Source organism: Paenibacillus sp. 01T442 (assembly GCF_056398345.1).
On the sequence record NZ_JBFTPF010000004.1, the window covers coordinates 125,470 to 146,467 of the forward strand.

General features: G+C 45.9%; 17 protein-coding genes and 1 pseudogene. 12 read left to right on the forward strand and 6 right to left on the reverse strand.

The features are described 5' to 3' along the window. The first annotated feature begins 1 nt into the window (after window position 1). Window positions 2-868: a carbohydrate ABC transporter permease gene (locus AC1DLM_RS06080; RefSeq protein ID WP_477569425.1), complete on the forward strand. Its 867-nt coding sequence runs from the start codon at window positions 2-4 to the stop codon at window positions 866-868. Window positions 869-923: 55 nt separating this feature from the next. Next, the gene (locus AC1DLM_RS06085; protein ID WP_477569426.1) at window positions 924-2,441 is read left to right on the forward strand and encodes an extracellular solute-binding protein; all 1,518 of its coding nucleotides are present in this window, start codon (window positions 924-926) and stop codon (window positions 2,439-2,441) included. A gap of 78 nt (window positions 2,442-2,519) precedes the next feature. Here the strand turns inward: AC1DLM_RS06085 and AC1DLM_RS06090 are convergent, their stop codons facing one another. Next, complete coding sequence (locus tag AC1DLM_RS06090) at window positions 2,520-3,134, reverse strand: biotin transporter BioY (RefSeq protein ID WP_477569427.1); 615 nt, start codon at window positions 3,132-3,134, stop codon at window positions 2,520-2,522. Window positions 3,135-3,275: 141 nt separating this feature from the next. Between AC1DLM_RS06090 and AC1DLM_RS06095 the strand changes: the two genes are divergently transcribed. From AC1DLM_RS06095 to AC1DLM_RS06105, 3 genes are all read left to right on the forward strand, one after another. Next, window positions 3,276-4,148 carry an energy-coupling factor ABC transporter ATP-binding protein gene (locus tag AC1DLM_RS06095; protein ID WP_477569428.1) on the forward strand — a complete coding sequence of 291 codons (873 nt, stop codon included), beginning with the start codon at window positions 3,276-3,278 and terminating at the stop codon, window positions 4,146-4,148. Further along, window positions 4,139-5,779, forward strand: a complete 1,641-nt coding sequence (locus AC1DLM_RS06100) for an ATP-binding cassette domain-containing protein (RefSeq protein WP_477569429.1) — start codon at window positions 4,139-4,141, stop codon at window positions 5,777-5,779. The genes AC1DLM_RS06095 and AC1DLM_RS06100 overlap by 10 nt, the downstream gene beginning before the upstream one ends. Window positions 5,780-6,358: 579 nt before the next feature. Next, window positions 6,359-7,402 (forward strand): polysaccharide deacetylase family protein, encoded by a 1,044-nt coding sequence (locus tag AC1DLM_RS06105; RefSeq protein WP_441989393.1) that lies wholly within the window; start codon window positions 6,359-6,361, stop codon window positions 7,400-7,402. An 81-nt stretch (window positions 7,403-7,483) separates the two neighbouring features. On the opposite strand, the gene AC1DLM_RS06110 is transcribed toward AC1DLM_RS06105, so the two are convergent. The 3 genes from AC1DLM_RS06110 to AC1DLM_RS06120 form a co-directional block, all read right to left on the reverse strand. Continuing rightward, window positions 7,484-7,945, reverse strand: coding sequence for a hypothetical protein (locus AC1DLM_RS06110; protein WP_477569430.1), 462 nt, complete (start codon window positions 7,943-7,945; stop codon window positions 7,484-7,486). 196 nt (window positions 7,946-8,141) lie between these two features. Next, a complete protein-coding gene (locus tag AC1DLM_RS06115; RefSeq protein WP_441989395.1) occupies window positions 8,142-8,657 on the reverse strand; it encodes a hypothetical protein in 516 nt (171 codons plus the stop codon). 28 nt (window positions 8,658-8,685) lie between these two features. Next, window positions 8,686-10,812, reverse strand: coding sequence for an ABC transporter transmembrane domain-containing protein (locus AC1DLM_RS06120; RefSeq protein WP_477569431.1), 2,127 nt, complete (start codon window positions 10,810-10,812; stop codon window positions 8,686-8,688). 234 nt (window positions 10,813-11,046) lie between these two features. On the opposite strand from AC1DLM_RS06120, the pseudogene AC1DLM_RS06125 reads away from it, so the two are divergent. Continuing rightward, a pseudogene (locus tag AC1DLM_RS06125) lies at window positions 11,047-11,253 on the forward strand (iron chaperone); the annotation flags it as partial. 87 nt (window positions 11,254-11,340) lie between these two features. Beyond that, complete coding sequence (locus AC1DLM_RS06130) at window positions 11,341-12,105, forward strand: EcsC family protein (RefSeq protein ID WP_477569432.1); 765 nt, start codon at window positions 11,341-11,343, stop codon at window positions 12,103-12,105. 110 nt (window positions 12,106-12,215) lie between these two features. Here the strand turns inward: AC1DLM_RS06130 and AC1DLM_RS06135 are convergent, their stop codons facing one another. Beyond that, on the reverse strand, window positions 12,216-12,788 hold the full coding sequence (locus AC1DLM_RS06135) for a GbsR/MarR family transcriptional regulator (protein ID WP_477569433.1): 573 nt from the start codon (window positions 12,786-12,788) through the stop codon (window positions 12,216-12,218). Window positions 12,789-13,006: 218 nt separating this feature from the next. On the opposite strand from AC1DLM_RS06135, the gene AC1DLM_RS06140 reads away from it, so the two are divergent. From AC1DLM_RS06140 to AC1DLM_RS06155, 4 genes are all read left to right on the forward strand, one after another. Then, window positions 13,007-14,209 carry a quaternary amine ABC transporter ATP-binding protein gene (locus tag AC1DLM_RS06140; RefSeq protein WP_441989399.1) on the forward strand — a complete coding sequence of 401 codons (1,203 nt, stop codon included), beginning with the start codon at window positions 13,007-13,009 and terminating at the stop codon, window positions 14,207-14,209. Further along, window positions 14,206-15,036 (forward strand): ABC transporter permease, encoded by an 831-nt coding sequence (locus AC1DLM_RS06145; protein WP_441989400.1) that lies wholly within the window; start codon window positions 14,206-14,208, stop codon window positions 15,034-15,036. Before AC1DLM_RS06140 ends, AC1DLM_RS06145 begins: the two co-directional genes overlap by 4 nt. A gap of 5 nt (window positions 15,037-15,041) precedes the next feature. Beyond that, window positions 15,042-15,929, forward strand: coding sequence for a glycine betaine ABC transporter substrate-binding protein (locus AC1DLM_RS06150; protein WP_477569471.1), 888 nt, complete (start codon window positions 15,042-15,044; stop codon window positions 15,927-15,929). Window positions 15,930-16,170: 241 nt separating this feature from the next. Beyond that, window positions 16,171-17,400, forward strand: a complete 1,230-nt coding sequence (locus AC1DLM_RS06155; protein WP_477569434.1) for an NAD(P)/FAD-dependent oxidoreductase — start codon at window positions 16,171-16,173, stop codon at window positions 17,398-17,400. 64 nt (window positions 17,401-17,464) lie between these two features. Here AC1DLM_RS06155 and AC1DLM_RS06160 read toward each other — a convergent pair whose 3' ends face one another. Next, window positions 17,465-19,756 carry a helix-turn-helix transcriptional regulator gene (locus tag AC1DLM_RS06160; protein WP_477569435.1) on the reverse strand — a complete coding sequence of 764 codons (2,292 nt, stop codon included), beginning with the start codon at window positions 19,754-19,756 and terminating at the stop codon, window positions 17,465-17,467. A 287-nt stretch (window positions 19,757-20,043) separates the two neighbouring features. Between AC1DLM_RS06160 and AC1DLM_RS06165 the strand changes: the two genes are divergently transcribed. Next, window positions 20,044-20,991, forward strand: a complete 948-nt coding sequence (locus AC1DLM_RS06165; protein ID WP_477569436.1) for an ABC transporter permease — start codon at window positions 20,044-20,046, stop codon at window positions 20,989-20,991. The last annotated feature ends 7 nt before the right edge of the window (window positions 20,992-20,998 follow it).

Consider the following 20,998-nt stretch of genomic DNA (forward strand, 5'->3'; position numbering starts at 1 on the left):
CATGAAAAGAATTCGGAGAGAATCCATATTTAATTATCTAAATGTCATCCTATTGTCGCTGCTCTCATTATCAACCATTGTACCTTTGATTCATATTGTAGCGAAGTCGCTCAGTGGTGAAACGTTTATTCTAGCTAAAGAAATTTGGCTATGGCCGAAAGGCCTCAACTTGGCTTCTTATGAATATGTACTCTCATATAAACAGTTTTACATGTCATTTTGGAATTCCTTGATTATTACCATAGTTGGAACGGCAATCAGCATGGCTGTCACCCTATTGGCTGCGTTTCCACTCTCTAGGAAGAACTTTCCTTATAAAAGAGGGTTTATGTTATTCTTTGTCATCACGATGTTCTTCAGCGGTGGTCTAATTCCTACCTACCTGGTTGTGAAGCAATTAGGATTACTGAACACGCTCTGGTCAATTATGCTGCCACTTGCCTTGGCACCGTTTAATTTAATCTTGGTCCGCAACTTTTTTTTGAGCCTGCCTGAGGCATTGGAAGAGTCGGCGATTATGGATGGGGCTTCCAACATACGTATTCTTACTTGGATCTATCTGCCTTTATCGCTACCAACCATTGCAACGATCGCGATGTTTTATGCCGTCGGTTACTGGAATAGCTTTTTTCAAGCGATGATGTATATCACCGATAGAGGTTTGATGCCACTGCAAGTATTCCTGATGCAGATCGTGACCAACTCCAAGACGGGAGACATGACGACAGGCGGCGTGTTAAGTGAACTCACACCAGAATCGACAACGGCTGCGGCCATCATCTGTGTGGTATTTCCGATCCTCTGTGTGTATCCCTTCATTCAGAAATATTTTGTTAAAGGTGTTATGTTAGGTGCGGTCAAGGGATAATCCATGCCTTTATCCGAACTTTCATATATGTATAATTAAATAGGGAGGCGCGATCATGGTTTATAGAAAAACAGCGGCAATCAGTATGAGTGTAGTCATGTGTATGCTTGTCATGGCGGGGTGCAGCACAAGCAAGGACGCAGGCCAGACAGGAACAGAAAAGACTGCGACGGCAACAAGTGGGAGCGGGGGAGAGGTCAAAGCACTGAAGGATTTGAGAATTACCCGACTTTACCACGGTGTTATGGAGCAATTCAAAGGATCGGACACCATGAATAATAATAAGATTATTAATAAATTAAGAGAGAATTCGGGCTTTAATATTCAATATGAGTCACTTCCAAATGAAAATCCATCGCAGAAAACATCCATTATCTTTGCTTCTGGGGATGTGCCTGATCTTATCATGGTGAATGGCAAATCCGACTACTTTAAACTGGCTAAACAAGGTGCGCTCGAGCCTCTCGATGATTTAATTGCCAAGCAAATTCCGAATTTGTCCACGATGGCAAGTAAAGAGACGCTAGATGCTTTGAGGTATGAAGGGAAAGTGTATGCGATCCCATATCGAAATGCCTTAAAAGTAGGGAACGGTCTTATTGAGCGTGCGGATATTTTGAAGGAATTAAACTTGAATGCGCCAGCAACGATCGATGAGTTCTATTCAACCATGAAGACAATTAAAGAGAAGAAAAATATTACGCCACTAACGATGGCGACTTCAAGTGCAGGATCTTTCTTTGATGGATTTTTCCCTTTCTCCGCTGCCTTCGGCGTTTCTACACCTACAGTCGTAAAAGACGGGAAATTGAAATTCTCCTGGGTACAGCCGGAATACAAAGAATTCATAACAACACTTAAGAAGTGGTATGACGAAGGATTATTGGATCCCGAATTTGCAGTTAATAAAGATAGCAAAGATAAGTTAATTAACGGAACAGCGGTGTTCAATACGTTGTATTTCTCATCAGGCATTGACGTGGACAAAGCCCTGCAGGAAAAGAAAAATGGCGGCTCTGTACAGTTTATTGCACCTCCAGTTGGCAAAAATGGTCAATCGGGGATTCAAGATGCTTCGATTTCAACGCAGTACGTTGTGATTCCCAAACAAGCTAAAAATAAGCTGGGTGCAGCGCAATACCTGAACTTCTTGTACAAGCCGGAAACGGATATCTTGATAAATTATGGTATCAAAGGCGAGGATTACACAGAAGCAAATGGGGTATATACGCAGACGAAAGAACAAAGTGACAAAATTAGCTGGCGTTCGATGTACGGCTTAGGGGATACGGATTTTGGTATTGATGCAAGACTGAAAGCCAAAAGCTTGTTGCCTTATTATGAGCCTCAGCTAAAATTTAAAAAATCCCGTGAGGAAACGAACTTTGCGCCATCGATTGAAGCGTATGATACCAAATTCACAGAACTTCGTAATTATGTTGAAGAAAACTCAATGAAATTTATTATGGGTAAACGTGATTTGTCGGAGTTCGACAAATTTACACAGGAGTTTGATGCTAAGGGCGGGAAGACTGCAATTGATGCTTTAAATGAGTGGTTTACGAAGAAGTAAAAGAGTAAAAGTTAATAGATAAATGAAAGAGCCATCTTCAAGTAGATCAGCTACTTGAGGATGGCTCTTATTTGTGCATTAGTGAGTCAACGCATCCTGCGAATTCTCTGTCTTCACGATGCTATGTGAAGATGAACCTGTAAGGCGCTGTGGCGGGAAGACTTGGCGAACAGGTGCAATGATGAGTGCAGCTACGACCGCTTTAATCGCATCTCCAGCGAGGAAAGGATAGCATCCTGCGGCCATTGCATCTGCAAAGGAATAAGCAGGAACTTTATACATTAACCATGGTACGCCAGCTAAATATGCAAAAAGGGAACCGAAAACTTCAAGAACAAGAAATGCAGCAATATAGCCCTTGATGCCTTTCAGACGAATACGAGGTAAAATAAGACCAATGAGTAGGGCGCATATCGGCCAGATCATGATAAAGCCACCGCTTGGTCCGAGCACTTTGGCAATACCGCCAGTCCCAGCTAGAAGGGGAAAACCCAGTGCAGTAAGAACAACGACAAGGGCCATACTTAGAAATCCGTATCGTGCGCCTAGTAACYCTCCAGCGAGCATAACGGCTAATGTTTGAAGTGTAATGGGTACAGGTGACGTAGGAAGAGGAATTTTGATAAAGCTGAATAACACGAGAATTGCTGCAAATAATGCGCTGAAAATTACACCACGTAACGTAAGTTTCATATTGTTGATCACTCCTGTTTCTGGTATTGTTATTGTATTGTCAACCAAATTACTGGTTAACAAGTTGACAATACAGATGATAGCACAACTGCTAGAAAAGTGAAAGGAACTTTTTTACATATGCCAACAAGAGAAAAATTAATGTCATTAAAGAACGCTTCGATCGTCTATCGAATGGAATCAGGAGAAGGGCGGCGTGTATGGTCGGGCGTCTCGCTAGACATTCATAGAGGTGAGTGGATCGCTGTTGTGGGACCCAATGGGAGCGGGAAAAGTACACTTGCTAGCGTGCTGCTAGGCTTGAATCCGTTGTCGGAAGGGCAAGTTCAGCGTAGAACGGTCGATGTGACGCAGGCGACAAGAGGCGTGCTCCAATTGCCAGAAGCTCAATTCCTAGGAGAAACAATAGGGGAGGAACTAGATTTCTTGCCACAAGCGCAACAATTAATGGCTGAGGAACGCAGGAGCTGGTATACGGAAGTATTAGCTGCTGTAGGCTTGTCACTTTCTCCAGAGCGTACAATGGCTACCTTATCTGGGGGACAGAAACAACTTGTAAATCTCGCTGCTGCACTCGCAGCAAGTCCAGAGATTCTGCTTTTGGACGAACCGACGGCCATGCTGGATCCAGCATCTTGCAAAGAAGTTCGGGAAGCTGTGCGCCAGGCGCATCAACGTGGAACGACGATTGTATGGATTTCACATCGGTTGGAAGAGGTGGCGGATGCGAGTCGTGTTGTCGGATTTGGAGCAGGAAGGATTACCTTTGATGGGGATCCGCGTGAGTTTTTTTATGGGGAAGCTGTGGGGGAATCTGAGAAATCTGAGAAATCCGAGAGATCTGAGAGATTAAAGAAATTAAAGAAATTCGAGAAATCTTCGCCTTGTGTGGAACTTGGCTTTGATCCGCCATTTGTGATTCAAACGGCGATGCATCTGCTAGAACAGGGACTCACTCTAGACCCTCTTCCGCTGAACATGGAAGAATTGGCGGAGGTGATCTCATGCCGATAGCCTTGAAGGAAGTAGGGGTAACAGTTCCTGATCCACCTGAGGTGACACTGCTCCAGAACATAAGCTTTACGCTGCAGGAAGGATCCGTGACTTTGCTTATCGGTCACGCAGGGTCAGGGAAATCTACGTTACTGCAAGTGATGTCAGGTCTACTGAAGCCGCAAACGGGAACAATTACGGTCGATGAACAGCCGATTTGGCTGAAACCGATGAAAGCCGATCCCAAGCAATTGCTTCGCTTCGGCTTAACGTTTCAATTCCCCGAGCAGCAATTGTTCGCACGCAGCATAGCTCAAGAATTCGCTTATTCGCTTCGGCCGTATAAACTTGAAAAGGAAGAGCGGGATCGCCGCATTCGCGAGGCGACCCATGCGCTCGATCCGCATGGCGTCTTCGCCATGGATCGCTCGCCCTTCGCGCTCAGCGGCGGCGAGCAGCGCCGGCTCGCGCTGGCGACCACCTTCGCCACGGCGCCGGATTGGCTCCTCATGGACGAGCCAACTGCCGGCCTCGAGGCGGCCGCCGTGCGCGAGCTGCTGCGCATGCTGCGCGCGCGTGGCGGACTCGTCGTCGCCACGCACGATCTGGACACGTTCTTTCCGCTAGCGGACCGTGTCCTCGTTCTAGACCATGGCGAGCTCGTCTTCGACGGCTCGCCGCAAGAGCTCTGCCGCGCGCCCGAGGTGCTGGCGCGCGCCGGGGTTGGCCTCCCGAGCTGCGCGGAGGCCTCTGTGGAGATGGCGCGCGTTGGCATCGCCATCGCGCCGGATCTGCTCACGCCGGCGCTTGCCGCGTCGGCGATCTTGGCTGCGCTGCGCGAAGCGGGCAGCGCCAGCGCTTCTGCGCCAGCGGTGGCGCAGCCACCGCGGCCCGCGCAGCGGCCGGCGCCGGAACCACCCGCGCCGCAGGCGGGGTGGCTGGGGCTGGACCCGCGCGCGAAGTGGCTGCTCTACCTGCTGCTCACCATCGGCACGATGGGGCAGCAGGGGTGGAGTAGCCTCGCGGTGGCCGCGGTGCTCGTGGGCTGCGCGTTTCTCGGCCTCCCGCGCAGTGTGTTGCGCGGAATCCGCAAAATCGCAACGTCGTATGCGATTTTCTTGATCTTTTCCGTTGCGCTGGCGGGGATCGAATTCTCACCGCTTGGCTACTCGGTTGACAATGGTTGGAGCACCACCTTTATTCTGACGCGATTATTTGTCGTCTTGATGGCAGGCTGCTGGCTCGCCATGTCGACCCCCTATAGCCAGCTCGTGCAGGGACTGAACTGGGCATTGAAATATTTGTACAAAGTAAAGTTGCCCGTGGCATCCTTCTCCTTGGCGGTTTCGTTTGTTTTCCGCTTCATCCCGCTCATTATGCGGGAGTGGCAGCAATTCTCGATGATCGTGCGAGCACGAGGCAAAGCCTCTGTTCGCCCAGGTAGTGTTCGAGTGCGCGACATTCCTGCATTGGTCGTTCCACTTTTACTAGGAATGTTCCACAAAGCAGAGCAAATGACGGTTGCGATGGAGATGAAACAAATCGATGGCACAACGTTGCTTCTCCGGAAGAACACGCTGGAGTGGCGGAGAACGGATACGATCTTAGTGGTGATTGCTTTATTTGCTTGGGTGCTTTTGCTTTTTACTTAACAGTAGTAACAACCTAGCAGTATCAGTAGTGTCATTAGCCAACAAGTAGCAACAAGTAGCAACAAGTAGCAACAAGTAGCAACAAGTAGCAACAAGTATCCAACAAGTATCCAGCAAGTAAGATGCTAACGGACACAGCAGATGTTATTAGGTTATATTCGATTGCTTAGCTAGGCTAACGGACATGGATGACCTTATTTGACTGAAATCAGGGAACTTTCGGCTTGTTAGGGCCATTTAACGGCTATCGTGTCCGTTAGTTTCCAAAAAGCCCATCTTTGGGACAAATTACGTCACTCGTGTCCGTTAGAATTTGTACTTCTCTGTTCCTCCACTTCTCAGTTCCGCTTTTCAGTTCGTACGCAGTCCTCCGCTCCTTACCCTGTTCCACGCTTCTCCGTAACTCCGAGTTCTCCGTTCCTCAAACTGTCTTCACGCCTCTCGATTCGCACCTTGTCTATCTCTGCGCCACTAATCTCCTCCAACTCCCCACCCATTCTCAAAATCTAGGAATATTTTTCTCAATCACGGCTTACAAATAGAGTGATAGATGATTCCTCGAGAAATGGGTGGTTTGCTATGAACGTCCGAAGGAAGAGGTTCCTATTTTACACGGTACTAGCGGGGTTGTTTACGCTTCTTTTCCTCTTTTTCATCAGTGGTCTTAATTCTTCAACAGCTCCCACCCTCATAGAAGTACAAGCCGAAGAACTCATCCAATCTTCCGTGTCTACGCCTGTACCCGCTGAGGTTTCTTCCCTCCCACCGGACAAACCTGAGCAGCTACTCCCAGCTCAAGTGGACACAATTCCAACGGCGACGTCATCTGATCAGAGTGACGTGATTCCAGCACCAACACCATCCGTGCAAGAGTTGACAGCCCCACCTCAGCCAACTTCCGTTACCGTGGACACCTACATGCCCAATGGGGTTGTTACTCCATCAGCTTCATCCAAAGTCAGCATTCCTGTCCTCAACTATCATAGCGTCACAATGGATCCAGGAAATGTGGTCGTTATTTCTCCAGCCAAGCTAGAGGCGCAGATGAAATATCTGCACGACCATGGGTATACGCCTATTTCTCTCACAACATTCATTAACCTTATAGAAAAGAAAAGTGGTCATGCAGCGCCAGATAAGCCTGTACTGCTTACTTTTGATGACGGCTATGTGGATAATGTGGAGGAGGCGATGCCGATTCTGGCCAAATACAATTTCCCTGCTACGCTCTTCATGTCACCAGGCATGGTCGAGGACGCTGGTTATTTGAATTGGGAACAGGTCAAGCAGCTCCAACAAGCAGGTTGGGACATCCAACCGCATGGTATGACACATCCTCATCTGCCTAAGCTTTCTGCAGCACAACAAGTCTATGAGATCACAGAAGCTAGAAAGTTAATTGAGGAGAAGCTAGGCACACAAGCAGACGTATTCTGCTATCCCTATGGTGAATATAACGAAACAACGTTGAAGGTCTTGAAAGATCACGGCTTTCGGTATGCGTTTACGATCGACCAAGGCTACACAACCAATCAGCAGTCCCCTTACTTGCTCAAAAGGCTGTTTATCAACGGAGAAGAAAGCCTGAAAGCCTTCATCAACAAGCTCCCGAAATCCAATTAGGGAGACCATTTTCTATCACAATGAGACCAAAAAGGAGCTAACCCCTACAAATGGGCTAGCTCCTTTGGTGTCTTGCTCTAGTTATCTCAAACGGTGACAATAAGCCTCAAGTTCATGAAACGGCACCGTATAGAGGGCTAAGGTGTTCACAATGGTTTTCGTCGAGCCGGGCAGAGCAAGGAATTTGGCGAAAAGCCGATCCTGCCCCTCCTCGGCCGCGGAAGTCCAGAACTGAACCTGCCGGACGCCGGGATTGCCTGCTTTAATGGCATGTACCAGTGCACGTAGTCCTTGTACGAATAAAGATGATCTTCGCAGCTCTTTTTCAATAAAGGCGACCTCGATCTGACAAATATGCTGATCCTCGTAATCGCYGGGACCAGTGCCGTAACCGAAGCCGACAGCGCCGACCATGTCGTAGGACTCCTCGCTGATGATGAGCATGGCTTTACCTAGAAAGAGCGGACTACTGATGAAGCTGAGCTTCATGCCGAAAGTATAAGGCAAATTGAGTTCGTCATGATGGCGCAGCAGGAAGTTCATATAGGCCTCATGATCCATTTCAAATTCGCAGACTCGAAATTCGAAGGACATTACTGTGGTTGTACGCGAAGTGAATCGTTAACCTTAACGATTTTACCGAAGCCGCCGCCTTTTTTAGAACCTTTGTCGAGAGTTGGGGGTACTGGAAACATACGGATTGCCTCCTTTTTGTCGTAATTTGTTTTACCTTTTTCCATTATATCCTAGTAAATTTCTTTAGGGTATCCCTGAGATTGTTAATTTTCTCACAAAAAACGACCTCTTTGCCGTGACTGCCTTCGCGTTCGAAGCGTGATCTTGTAAATTTGGCATACAGCCGACAGAGATAGTCGTTCTCGGCCAAGGCGGCAAGCCTGAACTCCTGGACCTGTGGATGTCCCTCCATGATCTGATTTACCATATAATTCAGTCCTTGGATAAATAAGCGTGACCCTCGATAAGCTCTATCTGCAATGGCAATATCTACTAAGGCAACATCCTTATCCTGAAATTCCTGTTCAGGTGTTCCGTAGTAATAGGCTACGATTCCGACCACACGGTTATCGGCATCTTTTGCACAAATCAGATTGCCCTGAGTCACGTAGGAATAGATGAGAGTAACCATTTCTAACGTAGAATAAGAAGCATGCAGGTCGCGCTTATGGGATAACATGAATAAACTGGCCTTGGCGAAATCGTCATCACTGACACACTTTTGGTAACTTATCGTCATCTTGAATCTCCTTTCTGACTTCCAGTCATTATCCGATTCGTTTCTGAAGTGTTTGTTCCAGAGATTGTAGAATCTGCGGGTGTTCAGCCATTAAACGGTGAAAAGCTTCTTGTCTGACGGACAATAGCACCGAAGGCCCCATCGCCCTTACTGTTGCATTTCGAGGTACATTGTGAAGTAAGGCAATTTCGCCGAAATGATCCCCATCTTGCAGTACGGCGACCCGTCGTTCCCCACCATCAGGCATACGTTTTATAATTTCAAATTTACCACGGACAATAATGTAGAATTTGTTGCCCTCATCGCCTTCGCTCACAACATTCTCGCCTTCTTTACAGGTTTCAGTTGTAAATAACATAGCGATGTTCTTAAGCAGCGGGGGTGCAATACCTTCGAAGAAGGGAAGCTTGGCAAGCCTATCCATATCCACCGTGGCGTAGAGTCCGTCCTCAGATAGGTTAAATCCGAACTGCTTGTCCCAGAGACTGCGATAGAGATTGCTCTTATGAAGAAGCTCACGGTGGGTACCAGAGTCCACAATTCGCCCGTCATGGAAAACATAAATGCAGTCGGCGTTCTTAACTGAGGATAAGCGATGTGTCACGGATACAATGGTCTTCTCGGATCTAAGCCGATCAACGAGCTGATTAATGTCTGCTTCGGTAGCTGGATCCAATGCGGATGTTACTTCATCGAGCAGCAAAATGTTCGGCTTCCTTAGGAGCGCTCTTGCAATCGATAAACGTTGGCGTTCGCCACCTGATAGTGAGCCCCCTTCATGATGCACCTGTGTATCGTATCCGTCAGGCCAACTTGCAATGACATCATGGATGTTTGCCTGCTTGGCCGCCTCGATCATTTCATCTTCCGAAGCACCGCTATCCAATAGCAAGTTATCCCGAATGGTCGTATTAAATAAGAAGGTATCCTGCGTAACGAGTGTGGACTGTTTTCGTAAAGAAGCTTCACTTAGGGTGCGAATGTCGTAGTCATCCATAGAGACAGAGCCTTGCTTCGGATCATAAAAGCGGGACAACAGCTGCAGGGCAGTACTTTTGCCAGAGCCGCTGGTGCCAATGAAAGCGACATAGCTACCCGCTGCAATTTGCAAGCTTACATGTCGTAATTGATCGGACTCCTCGTTATAACCAAAGGTCACATCATCCATCCGAATCGAGGGAAGAGAAGAAGGCAGTTCTAGAGGATGGGGAACCTCCCGAACGCTGGGTTGATGATCCATAATTTCTTGGATGCGCCGAAAGCTAATATTGGAATCGATAAGGTTTGGGATGATGTAGGCTAAATTAGAGCCTGATTGTCCTACACTTAAGAATAAAGTGAAAAAGGCCATAAAATCGCCTATCGTCATCATGTCATGGAAGATCAAATAACCGCCGAAGCCAATCATAATTCCGTTCAAAATCAAAAGTGATATAAGCGGGAGCCGCTCCATCATGGAATTGGTAAGTTGCAATTTTAGGCCAAAGGAAAAGAGCTCATGCACCTGTTTACGGGCTCGCTCTTGAAACCTGGCTTGCAGATGTAAACTTTTAATCGTTTTATGTCCCTTAACCATCTCATCAATCGTATTCGTGAAACGTTCCTGTGCTTCTTTGTAGTGAATATTGGCGACTTCCGCGCGCCCTTGGAGGAGTCTTGGCCCGATAAACATCAGCATGGAGCCGGCAAGCATAGCTAGAGTGAGCTTCCATTCAATAGAGAATAGTAAAATGAGTCCAAGCAGAACACTTAAAGCTTCCTTCAGGAAAAATGGGAATGCGATGCGCACCACTCTTTCCACGGAGCCCATATCTGCCGAGAATCGGGTGACAAGATCGCCAACTCTGTATGTTTGATGGAATGGGAGCGATTGCCGCTGTAGGTGTGTAAACAGCTCGATCCGTAGTTTTTTGATGATCTGGCCGCCAAGATTTCCTAGTGCGTATTCTCCGCCAATACTTGCACAAATATTGAGAAAGCCGGTGCCAAGCAGTATGGTCAAGATGATTGCGAAATGATGAAGATTTTTGGGTATAAAAGCTTCGTCCACCAGATATTTCAGGCTCACGGGAGCGGCCACCGAATATCCGACTTCTAGGAGGAGGCAGAATAAAAAAATGCTGGTCAGTCGCTTATAGGGAATCCAAAGGTTCAAAAGGGTTCTTAGGAAATTCAGGAGTCATCGCCACCTTTCAATAGAATAAGATTACAGCACTTTTTTGGGGTTGTAAACGACACGATTTGTCATAATTCGGTAAAAGTAAACGGTAGGATAGAGCTTTATTAATTTATGTTCAAGTGTTTCCCGCAATCGCACGAGCCTAATGAATTCTCCCTCACCCAACGTGTATAATACAATTAACCATCCCTTTAAAAGGAGATTCCATGCATGAAAGAAACCAAAACAGCCTTCGAATCCATCGACGCCTACATAGCAACCTTTTCCCCTGAGCTTCAGGAGAAACTCCAAACGATCAGATCAGTCATTCAAGAGTCCGCGCCAGAGGCCACAGAAAAGATTAGCTATCAAATGCCTACCTTTGACCTGCATGGTAATCTGGTGCATTTTGCGGCATTTAAGAATCATATTGGCTTTTAGTGGAAAAGAATATTGAAAAAGCTCAGTCGAAACTAACGAAAAAGAAGTGAAAATATAAGCAATCTAACCAACGGTGGTGAAGTTATGGAACAGCCGTACACGATCTACGAACAGCAAATGAAGGGCAAGCTTAAACGTTGGGAAATCCGTCTGCAAAAGCAACCCAACCTGATCGAGCGCGCCTCCAAATCCGTTCAAAATCGCATCAATCAAGTGATTCCCGAGAAGATTCACAATACGATCACCGCGACGGTGAAAGGGATTGTGCAAACGACTTTGTTTGGCATTCATTATATGCCTGCGACGGAGCCGCTGAAGGGTGTATCCATGGCGGACCGCGATGCGAAAGCCGAGGAGCTGCTGTCACTGTACAAGAAAATCGCTGCTGCCGAGGGTGCAGGTGCAGGGGCTGGCGGTATTTTGCTTGGCCTTGCCGATTTCCCCATTCTAATCGGGATTAAGTTGAAGTTCCTTTTTGAATTAGCGCATATTTACGGATATTCGACTAGGGACTATAGAGAAAGATTGTTTATCCTGTATGTATTTCAGTTGGCGTTCTCCAGTTCGAAGAAGAAGCCAGCACTGCTTCATACGATTAAGAATTGGCCTGCAATTTCACAGACCTTTCCTCTAGCCGCCGACTATGCGAGCCAAGTGGATTGGCTGCAGCTGCAGCAGGAGTATCGGGACACGATAGATTTTCGCAAAATGCTTCAGCTCATCCCCGGCATCGGGGCTGTCGTTGGCGCTTGGGCTAACTTTGGCTTGCTGGAAGAGCTCGGGGTGGCAGGCATGAACTGCTATCGGCTGCGCAACTTGCAAGACAAAGCTAGGAACGCCAGCAAGTAATAATTGCATGACATTTATCTTGGTGCTCTGATTAAAATGGAACATAAAAAACCTGAACGACAGTCGGATTAATGTCCAACTATTGTTCAGGTTTTTCTTGTTGTGCTTATTCATGATTCATCTGAGGGTAAGTCTTTGGGAACCAGCTTGAAAATATCCCCCGACTCGAACGTATCGATCAGTCGATCAAGCCATTTGTAATAATGAATAGCTGAATCTATTTTATCTAAATCCTGTTTAACAACAGCTTGTAAAGGGAGACTGTCAGGAAATTGTTCGTTCAGCTTTCGGAACTCATTTTTGGATTTGGTAAGCGCAAGCAGGTTAACTTCTAAGGCCTTTCGCCATTTGAGGCTAAAGAAATCAGCGAAAGTTTGGAACCAGTCGGATTCAACCTCATATAGATCCTTACGGGAACCTTTTTCCCACACTTTATTAACCATTTTCAGATCAACCAGCGTCCGCACGCCTGTGCTCATGCTGGTTTTGCTCATTTCCATAGCTTTTCCCATTTCGTCTAATGTCATAGGCTTGTCTTGAAATAAAAGTAAACCGTATAAATGACCGGTAGATTCACTAACACTATATAAATCCATGTTATTTCCAATAGATTCTATGATTCGTTTTCGAGCCTTCTGTATGACGAGATCTTGTTCTACGCTAATGCCCTCTATATGATTCATTATCTCCTCACCCTACCTTTAGGTTTACATCGTTATTGTAAGAAACAATTTTGAAAAAGTAAAGAAAAACACCTACTAGGAATAGTATACTAAACTTCGTGAAAGTTTGTACAGTTTTTTCTGTTTGAACTGTTTGTACAGAATTTAAGGTTGACATAAATGATGATTATTCGTTAGACTTGTTGGACGACATGCAAACAGAAGAAAGGAGTGAGCAAATGTCGGTTATCCAAGTTAATCAGGTGACAAAAATATTTGGTCCCGATCCCGCATCTGTTCTTCCGTTGCTCTCACAGAAACAAACGAAAGAAAAGATTTATAAGGATACGAAGCATACTGTAGGAGTCAATGAAGCTAGCTTCTCTGTTGAAGCAGGTGAAATATTTGTCATAATGGGGCTCTCAGGCAGTGGTAAATCAACATTGGTTCGACTTTTGAATCGGTTGATTGAGCCAACGAGCGGAAGTATCACAATTCACGGTAAGGACATTGTTCGCATGAATGATGAGGAGCTTAGAAATGTCAGACGAGAACAAATCTCAATGGTATTTCAGAAGTTTGCCTTATTTCCTCATCGAACAGTCGTTGAGAATGTGGAATACGGGCTAGAGGTTCAAGGGTGGGATAAGCAAAAAAGGCGTGTGAAGGCGCTAGAGTCTTTGAATTTGGTAGGATTACAGGCTTGGGCAGACAGTAAGCCTTCGCAATTAAGCGGCGGCATGCAGCAGCGGGTTGGGCTTGCGCGGGCTTTAGCCAATGATCCGGATATCCTTTTGATGGATGAGGCTTTTAGCGCATTAGACCCTCTTATTCGGAAGGATATGCAAGATGAACTCGTAGAGTTGCAAGATAAAATGAAGAAGACCATCATTTTCATTACACATGATCTGGATGAGGCTCTTCGTATTGGAGATCGAATTGCGCTAATGAAAGACGGCGTTATTGTCCAAATCGGCAAACCAGAAGAAATTATGATGAACCCAGCAAATAAGTACGTCGAAAGGTTTGTGGAGGATGTTGATCTATCCAAGGTACTGACCGCAACGACAGTCATGCGCCGGCCTGAGACCATAGGCCTTGATAGAGGGCCGCGTGTGGCGCTGCAGCTCATGAGGCAAAGCGGGATATCTAATTTATTTATTGTAGACAAGGGCAAGAAGTTAATTGGTGTTATAACAGCGGAGGATGCTTCGGGTGCTGTTCGCTATGAGAAGAGTCTCGAGGATATTGTGATTCGAGATATACCAACTGTCGGCCCGGATCAACTGCTGCATGAATTATTTGAAGTTTGCAGCAATGCCAAGTATCCTGTGGCAGTCGTGGATAGCGATGGGAAAATTAAGGGTGTTATTGTTCGCGGCGATGTTCTTGGGGCTCTTGCAGGTAACGTTGTGGCAAGAGAGGATGTGAATAACGAATGACTAAAGTTCCATTGGATGATTGGGTTGAGAAGGTTGTTGATGGGTTAGGAGCTAACTTATCATGGCTCTTTGATTTCATGTCACTCCTCATAGAGGGAGTTGTGGATGCATTTTCTGCCGTTTTTCATTTCCCTCCAGCGCTGGTACTTATCGCTTTGATTACGATTCTTGCTTATTATCTTGGCAAATGGCCATTCGCGCTATTTGCCGCCGTAGGATTGTTATTAGTCGATAATCTTGGCTTGTGGGAACATACGATGGACACACTGGCTCTGGTTATGACCTCAGCAGTCATTTCCATTCTCATTGGTATTCCTTTAGGCGTATGGTGTGCACAAAGCAACCGAGCACGAGGGATCATCACACCAGCGCTTGATTTCATGCAAACCATGCCTGCTTTCGTTTATTTAATCCCTGCCGTTACCTTTTTCGGACTGGGTGTGGTACCTGGGGTCATTGCATCCGTTATTTTTGCTGTACCACCGACGATTCGGCTGACGAATTTGGGTATAAGGCAGGTTGCTGAAGATTTGGTTGAAGCCGCAGATGCTTTCGGTTCAACCCCTATGCAAAAATTAGTAAAGCTGCAATTTCCGTTAGCGATGCCGTCTATTATGGCGGGAATTAATCAAACGATTATGCTTGCGCTCTCGATGGTTGTTATTGCTTCCATGATTGGGGCGCAGGGGGTAGGGGCTGATGTGTATAGGGCTGTTACTCAAATCAAAATTGGTCAAGGCTTTGAAGCCGGATTGGCTATTGTTGTATTAGCTATTTTACTTGATCGCATCACACAATTATGGATGAAAAAAAAAAGGAGTGTTTAAAGATGTTGAAGAAAGCCGCTAAGACATTAATATTCGCTAGCTTGACCAGTTTACTTGTCGTGACAGGCTGCTCGAAAAATAATGCTTCAGAATCTAGTGTAGGCAGCAGTGTGAATCACAAAATTATCGGAATTGACCCTGGTGCAGGATTAATGAAGCAGACGGATCAAGCGATGAAAGCCTATGCGCTTACCGATTGGAAATTAGTTGAAGGCTCTAGCGCAGCCATGGCGGCAGCGTTAGATAAAGCGTATAAAGCGAAGGAACCGATCATCGTGACGKGGTGGACACCTCATTGGATGTTCGCTAAGTATGATTTGAAATATCTGAGAGATCCTAAGGGTGCATTTGGTAAGGATGAAGAGATTCATACGATTGCGCGCAAAGGTTTGAAGGAAGCAGCGGCGTCAGCATATGCAATGCTAGATCGATTTGAGTGGACGCCGGAGGATATGGCAGTGGTCATGTCAGCTGTGGTTGACGGTAAGAAGCCCGAAGACGCAGCTGCGGATTGGGTTGTGGGCAATGCAAGTAAAGTGGATACTTGGGTGAAAGATCTTTCGCCAGAACAAGGTAAGAAGCTGAAATTAGCTTATGTGGCTTGGGATTCGGAGATTGCCAGCACGAATGTCGTGAAAACCGTATTGGAAATGAAGCTCGGGTATAAAGTAGAGATGCTGCAAGTAGAAGCCGGACCGATGTGGGCTGGACTTGCTGATGGAAGCGCTGATGCGATTGTGGCTGCATGGCTCCCGACTACGCATAAGGATTATTTCGAGAGGTATGCCGCTAAACTAGAAGATCTTGGTGCAAACTTAAAAGGGACCAAATTGGGTCTAGTTGTACCTGCCTATATGACAATCAGTTCTATTGAAGATTTGAAAACGAAATAGCCTAAATAGTAGAGCGAAGTCTATCGATAATCTTATCGATAGACTTTTCAAATTATAGGGGGGACAATCCCAGATAATTAGGTCATTGGGAAGTGATATTTGCAGAACACGCGCATACACTAGAAGAGAGTCGGTTACCGGCTCACCTTGTGATAAATTGTGATTATTTTCACAAGTATACATGTGATTATTTTCACAAGTATACATGTGATTAATTTCACAACAGAGGAGTGTTGAGGCAATGAGCAAACCCAGAATCGTGATCCTAGGCGCAGGCTATGGCGGACTTGTCACAGCGATAAGGCTGCAGAAGAAGATGAAAAGAAATGAGATGGACGTGACACTGGTCAACAAACATGACTATCACTTTATTACAACGCATCTGCATATGCCGGCTGCCGGTACGGATCATCATGATAACGCACGCGTGACTATTTCGGATTTGATTGATGAGCGGAAAATTCGATTCGTGAAGTCGACAGTAAGAGAGATTGTACCTAGTGAGAAAAAGATTGTGCTGGAAGATGCGACGCTGGACTATGACTTCCTCGTGGTAGGACTTGGGAGTGAGACGGAAACCTTCGGGATCCCAGGTATGCATGATTATGCCATGTCGATCAAAAGCATTAACAGTGTCCGCTTTATTCGGCAACACATTGAGTACATGTTCGCCAAGTCCAAAATGGCTCCGAAGCGCAAAGATTATCTGACCTTTGTCGTTGGTGGCGCGGGCTTCACGGGTACGGAGTTCGTCGGGGAGCTGGCGGATCGCATTCCTGTTTTGTGCAAAACGTATGACGTCGATCCGGCAGATGTCCGGATTTATAATGTGGAAGCTTCCTCGTCGGCGCTGCCTCCCGGGTTGCCGGAGGATTTGGTCGAATATGGTATGGAAGTGATGCGCCGCAAAGGGGTGCAGTATAAGCTATCGACCGCGATCAAGGAATGCACATCGGAAGGGGTTATTCTAAGCAACGGCGAGTTCATTCGCGCGGGCACGGTAGTCTGGTCGGGAGGAATACGCGGCAATTCATTGCTGCAGGAGGCGGGTTTCGAGGTCCAGCGGGGCCGGGTCAAAGTGGATAGCCGCTTGCGCTCCTATCAGTTCCCGGAGATCTTCATCACCGGCGATTGCTCGATCGTCACGAGTCCAGAGGGTACCCCTTATCCGGCCAATGCGCAGATTGCTGTCCAACAGGGCTATAATGCTGCTAGGAATCTCATACTGACGGTTCGTGGCAAAGAGATGAAGCCATTTGTCTATGATTTCAAAGGGACGGTAGCAACCTTGGGCCGCGGTGAAGCCGTTGGTTTACTCAAAGTGAAGAAAGTAAAAGGMCGCTTGGCTTTATTTATCAAAAAAATGATCGATGCCCGTTACCTGTTTCTTATCGGCGGCATTCCACTCATTTGGAAGAAAATGATTTGGAAGCAGAAATCCACGACCCGCAATTATCATGTCCCCAATTAACGCGCGTATAACGTAAAATCCCCTTCAAGTAGATACTTGGAGGGGATTTTCAGCCTTTGTACCACTAATTATAGCGATTGGATCGATATTGACTCGGAGACACGCCTTCTCGTTTGCGAAAAGCTCGCGAAAAATTATTCTCATCCACAAACCCAACCTGCTCAACAATTTCCTTAATGGAAAGATGGGTAGTTTCGAGCAACTCTTTGGCTTTCTCGATGCGAATTTTTGAGACATATTGCATCAAGGGAAGACCATTTTTATTCTTGAAATAGCGTGTTACATAGGATGGTGTAAGGGACAGCTCATCGGCAACGGTAGAGAGGCTTAGATTAAAGTCCATATAATTCTGGGATACGTACTCTAACATAGACGCATATAAGCGATTATTATTGGCATCTTCTCCTAAGCTGTCTTGGATGCTGCGTGCTGCATCAAGAAGACTAGCGCAGGCTTCTGCAACGGTTTTGGACTGGAATTCTGCCAGCGATTCTAGTTTGTATTTGATCGCTTCGCGATGGGAAAGCGGAATATTATTGACGAGTTGGTTTAATGTGAAAATGATTTGTTGAAACGTTAGGCGGAAGGTTGGAGCATCCTCCAACCGAGTAAATCGTTCTTCCATCTCATGGATTAGCAGGTGTAGATCCTCTGAGTTCTTGGAGCAGAGCACAGCATGGAGCGCATCTGCTGAGTCAGAAATTTGCTGCTTATCGATCGTCGTATGATCGATTTTCTGCTGAGACCACTCAGAGGGTGTGATGATGGATTGTTTACCAGCAAAAATCCGATATTCAGCAAGCGATGTTGCCGAGTTGAAAGATTGATGCAAGTCATTCGTAGGTTGAGGTTCTCCTACCATACAGGATAACGAGAGGGCAAAATGCCTATTCATGAACGCGATGATCTGCTCGGAAAAAGCGCGACTGCGAGCTTCCCATTGATCCGCAAACTCGTTGTTCCACGAAACAATGCCAACAATTCCATTATCGATAGCCAAATCAAGTGCATAATTGACGCCGTGCACACCTGATAAATTTTCCAAAACGTTGCAAATGGTATATTTCATCAACCACTGTTCACTAAGCGGCTCTTTACTTACCTTTGAATTGTAATCATCAAAAATAATGACAAGTACACTGCTTGTCTGCCGTGTATCAAATAGTTGATGCAGGGCACTTCGGTTATCTTGCGTCGTATTATCTACGTTCAACTTCCCCATTAATACTGCAAGCAGCAACTGGTTCCTCGTTAAAACCTCCTGATTATGCATCATATTGGACAAATGGATGCTCTCATCCCTCATCTGCTCGATATAGCGAGTAAGTTGGTCTAATTCATCGGTATTGCCTTTCGTCAACTTGTCCGATGGCAAGGTAGGGAAACGGTTAGATAACTCTTGGATCGGTTGATAATTCTTGCGGGCAGACCTGAAGCAAAGCACGATTCCTAGAGCCAGCGATATGAGAAATATGATTAGTGAAATCGTGAGTGCCACATCATACTCGTGAAAATAGTCACTACGACGAATGGCGTTCACCACATGAATGTTCTGTTTCGACGATGTTTCCTGCATGAAGAGATAGCCAGGGATCCGTGCTTTTGAGTTTTGTGCTGCTCTTTCAAGTTCACTCCACGCTAAATCAGAAGATCCTTTTACATACAGAAAAGGCATATTGGATTGGTCAAAGGCAATCAGGCTGCTACCACTGTCAATGGTTCGTTGGAAATTACTTACCAGGGCCGGATAGTTCAGTTTGTAGATCATAATCCCACTCGAAAAGGGCGTGCTGTCAAGCGGAACTAGGAGAAGCAGAACTTGTTCCTTACCGTCAGGATTATTTTCATTGGCTAGTGAGGACAGAAGTATGGGTGATCTTAGCTGCTCCAACTTGCTCTGTAAAATTTCTGGCGAAATTCGGCCATCGCTGACGAGCCGGCTATAGCTCTCAGGTGAGTAAATTCCCGTATCGGTAAAAATCGTGTTTTTAAGCGAGCTGTAGGCTGTGTTTCGATAGAACAAACCAATGGAATCAAGATCTGCAGACAGTGCCTTTAACTTTTCAAGTTCATCGGCAATTACATACGGATATTGCAAGGATTCTTGTAATTGATAGGGAAGCAGTTTGGTATCCCGTGACAAGGTTAATGTCAATTTCTGCAGGTCTAATATGCGCGTATCCAGCAAACTGGTCGTATTGGCCATAGATCGATGGGTATTATCCATCAGCCGATTATAGGTATTGGATAGCGAAATGATATTGGTCACTAAGAATAACAGACCGGTTACGGCCAGAATCAGAAGGTGCCCTAGAAGAAATTTTCGATAGAGCTTGGACTGAATCGCTTTCCGCAAAATAAACACATCCCCTGGTCGAATAGGTCTTGATTTCTTACGAGTATATAAATTTTGCGCTATGTTATCAATTCATGGAGGGCAAAAAGCTGAAAATTGACTAGGTATTGAGAAAAATGCAGGGTGCCATTTATGTGCTAAAACCATTTTTTGCTGTGAAAAGCCGATTATCAATTGTTGTAGGGGGTTCCAAACTTACGTATACTCGGAGCCATAGGAAACCGATTCAGGCGCCGAATCGATTCTGGATATTCACTTTTCTATCGTTCGACGAAGGAGGCAGCTATATGACTGCGAAGACCAAGGCTGCACATGCACCCTCACCTAGGTCTAACCATAGAAGGTTTGGGCTGCGAAACAATTGGGATTATCTAATCTTTGTCATCCCTGTTGTCCTTTACTTTCTAATTTTTTGCTACGGACCTATGTATGGTGTACAACTCGCATTCAAACGCTTCAATCCCATCCACGGCATCATGGGTAGTCCTTGGATTGGTTTGGATAACTTTGAAAGGCTTTTCAATTCCTTTCAATTTTATCGCATTGTGAAGAACACGCTGGTTATTAATCTATTTAAAACACTGATCAGTTTTCCCATTCCAATTATGCTTGCCCTTATGTTCAATGAGATGAGAAAAGAGAGATTGAAGAAGACGCTGCAGACGATCACTTATGCACCGTACTTCATCTCGACGGTCGTCTTTGTCGGTATTATCAATTTATTTCTCGGCGGGGAAAATGGGTACTTGAATCATTTGCTGGGGATGATCGGAATCGAATCGATTCCTTTTTTAACTAGTCCTGACTACTTTCCTGGTGTCTATATCGGTTCTGACATCTGGCGGAATAGCGGTTGGAATTCCATTATCTTTATCGCTGCGTTAGCGGCTGTAGATCCCCAGCTGCATGAATCAGCGCAAATCGATGGGGCTAGTCGGTGGAAGCGGATGATTCATGTGAATCTGCCGTGTATTATGCCAGTCATTGTCATTCAATTTATTTTGCTCATGGGGAAAATGATGACTCTCAGCTACGAGCGTATTCTTCTTATGCAAAATAGCTTGAACATGGAAACCTCAGAGGTCATTTCCACTTACGCTTACAAGACGGGGCTAATCAATATGGATTATGGATTCTCTACCGCTGTGGGCCTCTTTAACAATGTCATCAACATCATTTTGCTGCTTGCGGCCAACAAGATTGCCAAACGATATAGCAGCAGCAGTCTGTTCTAAAAGGAGA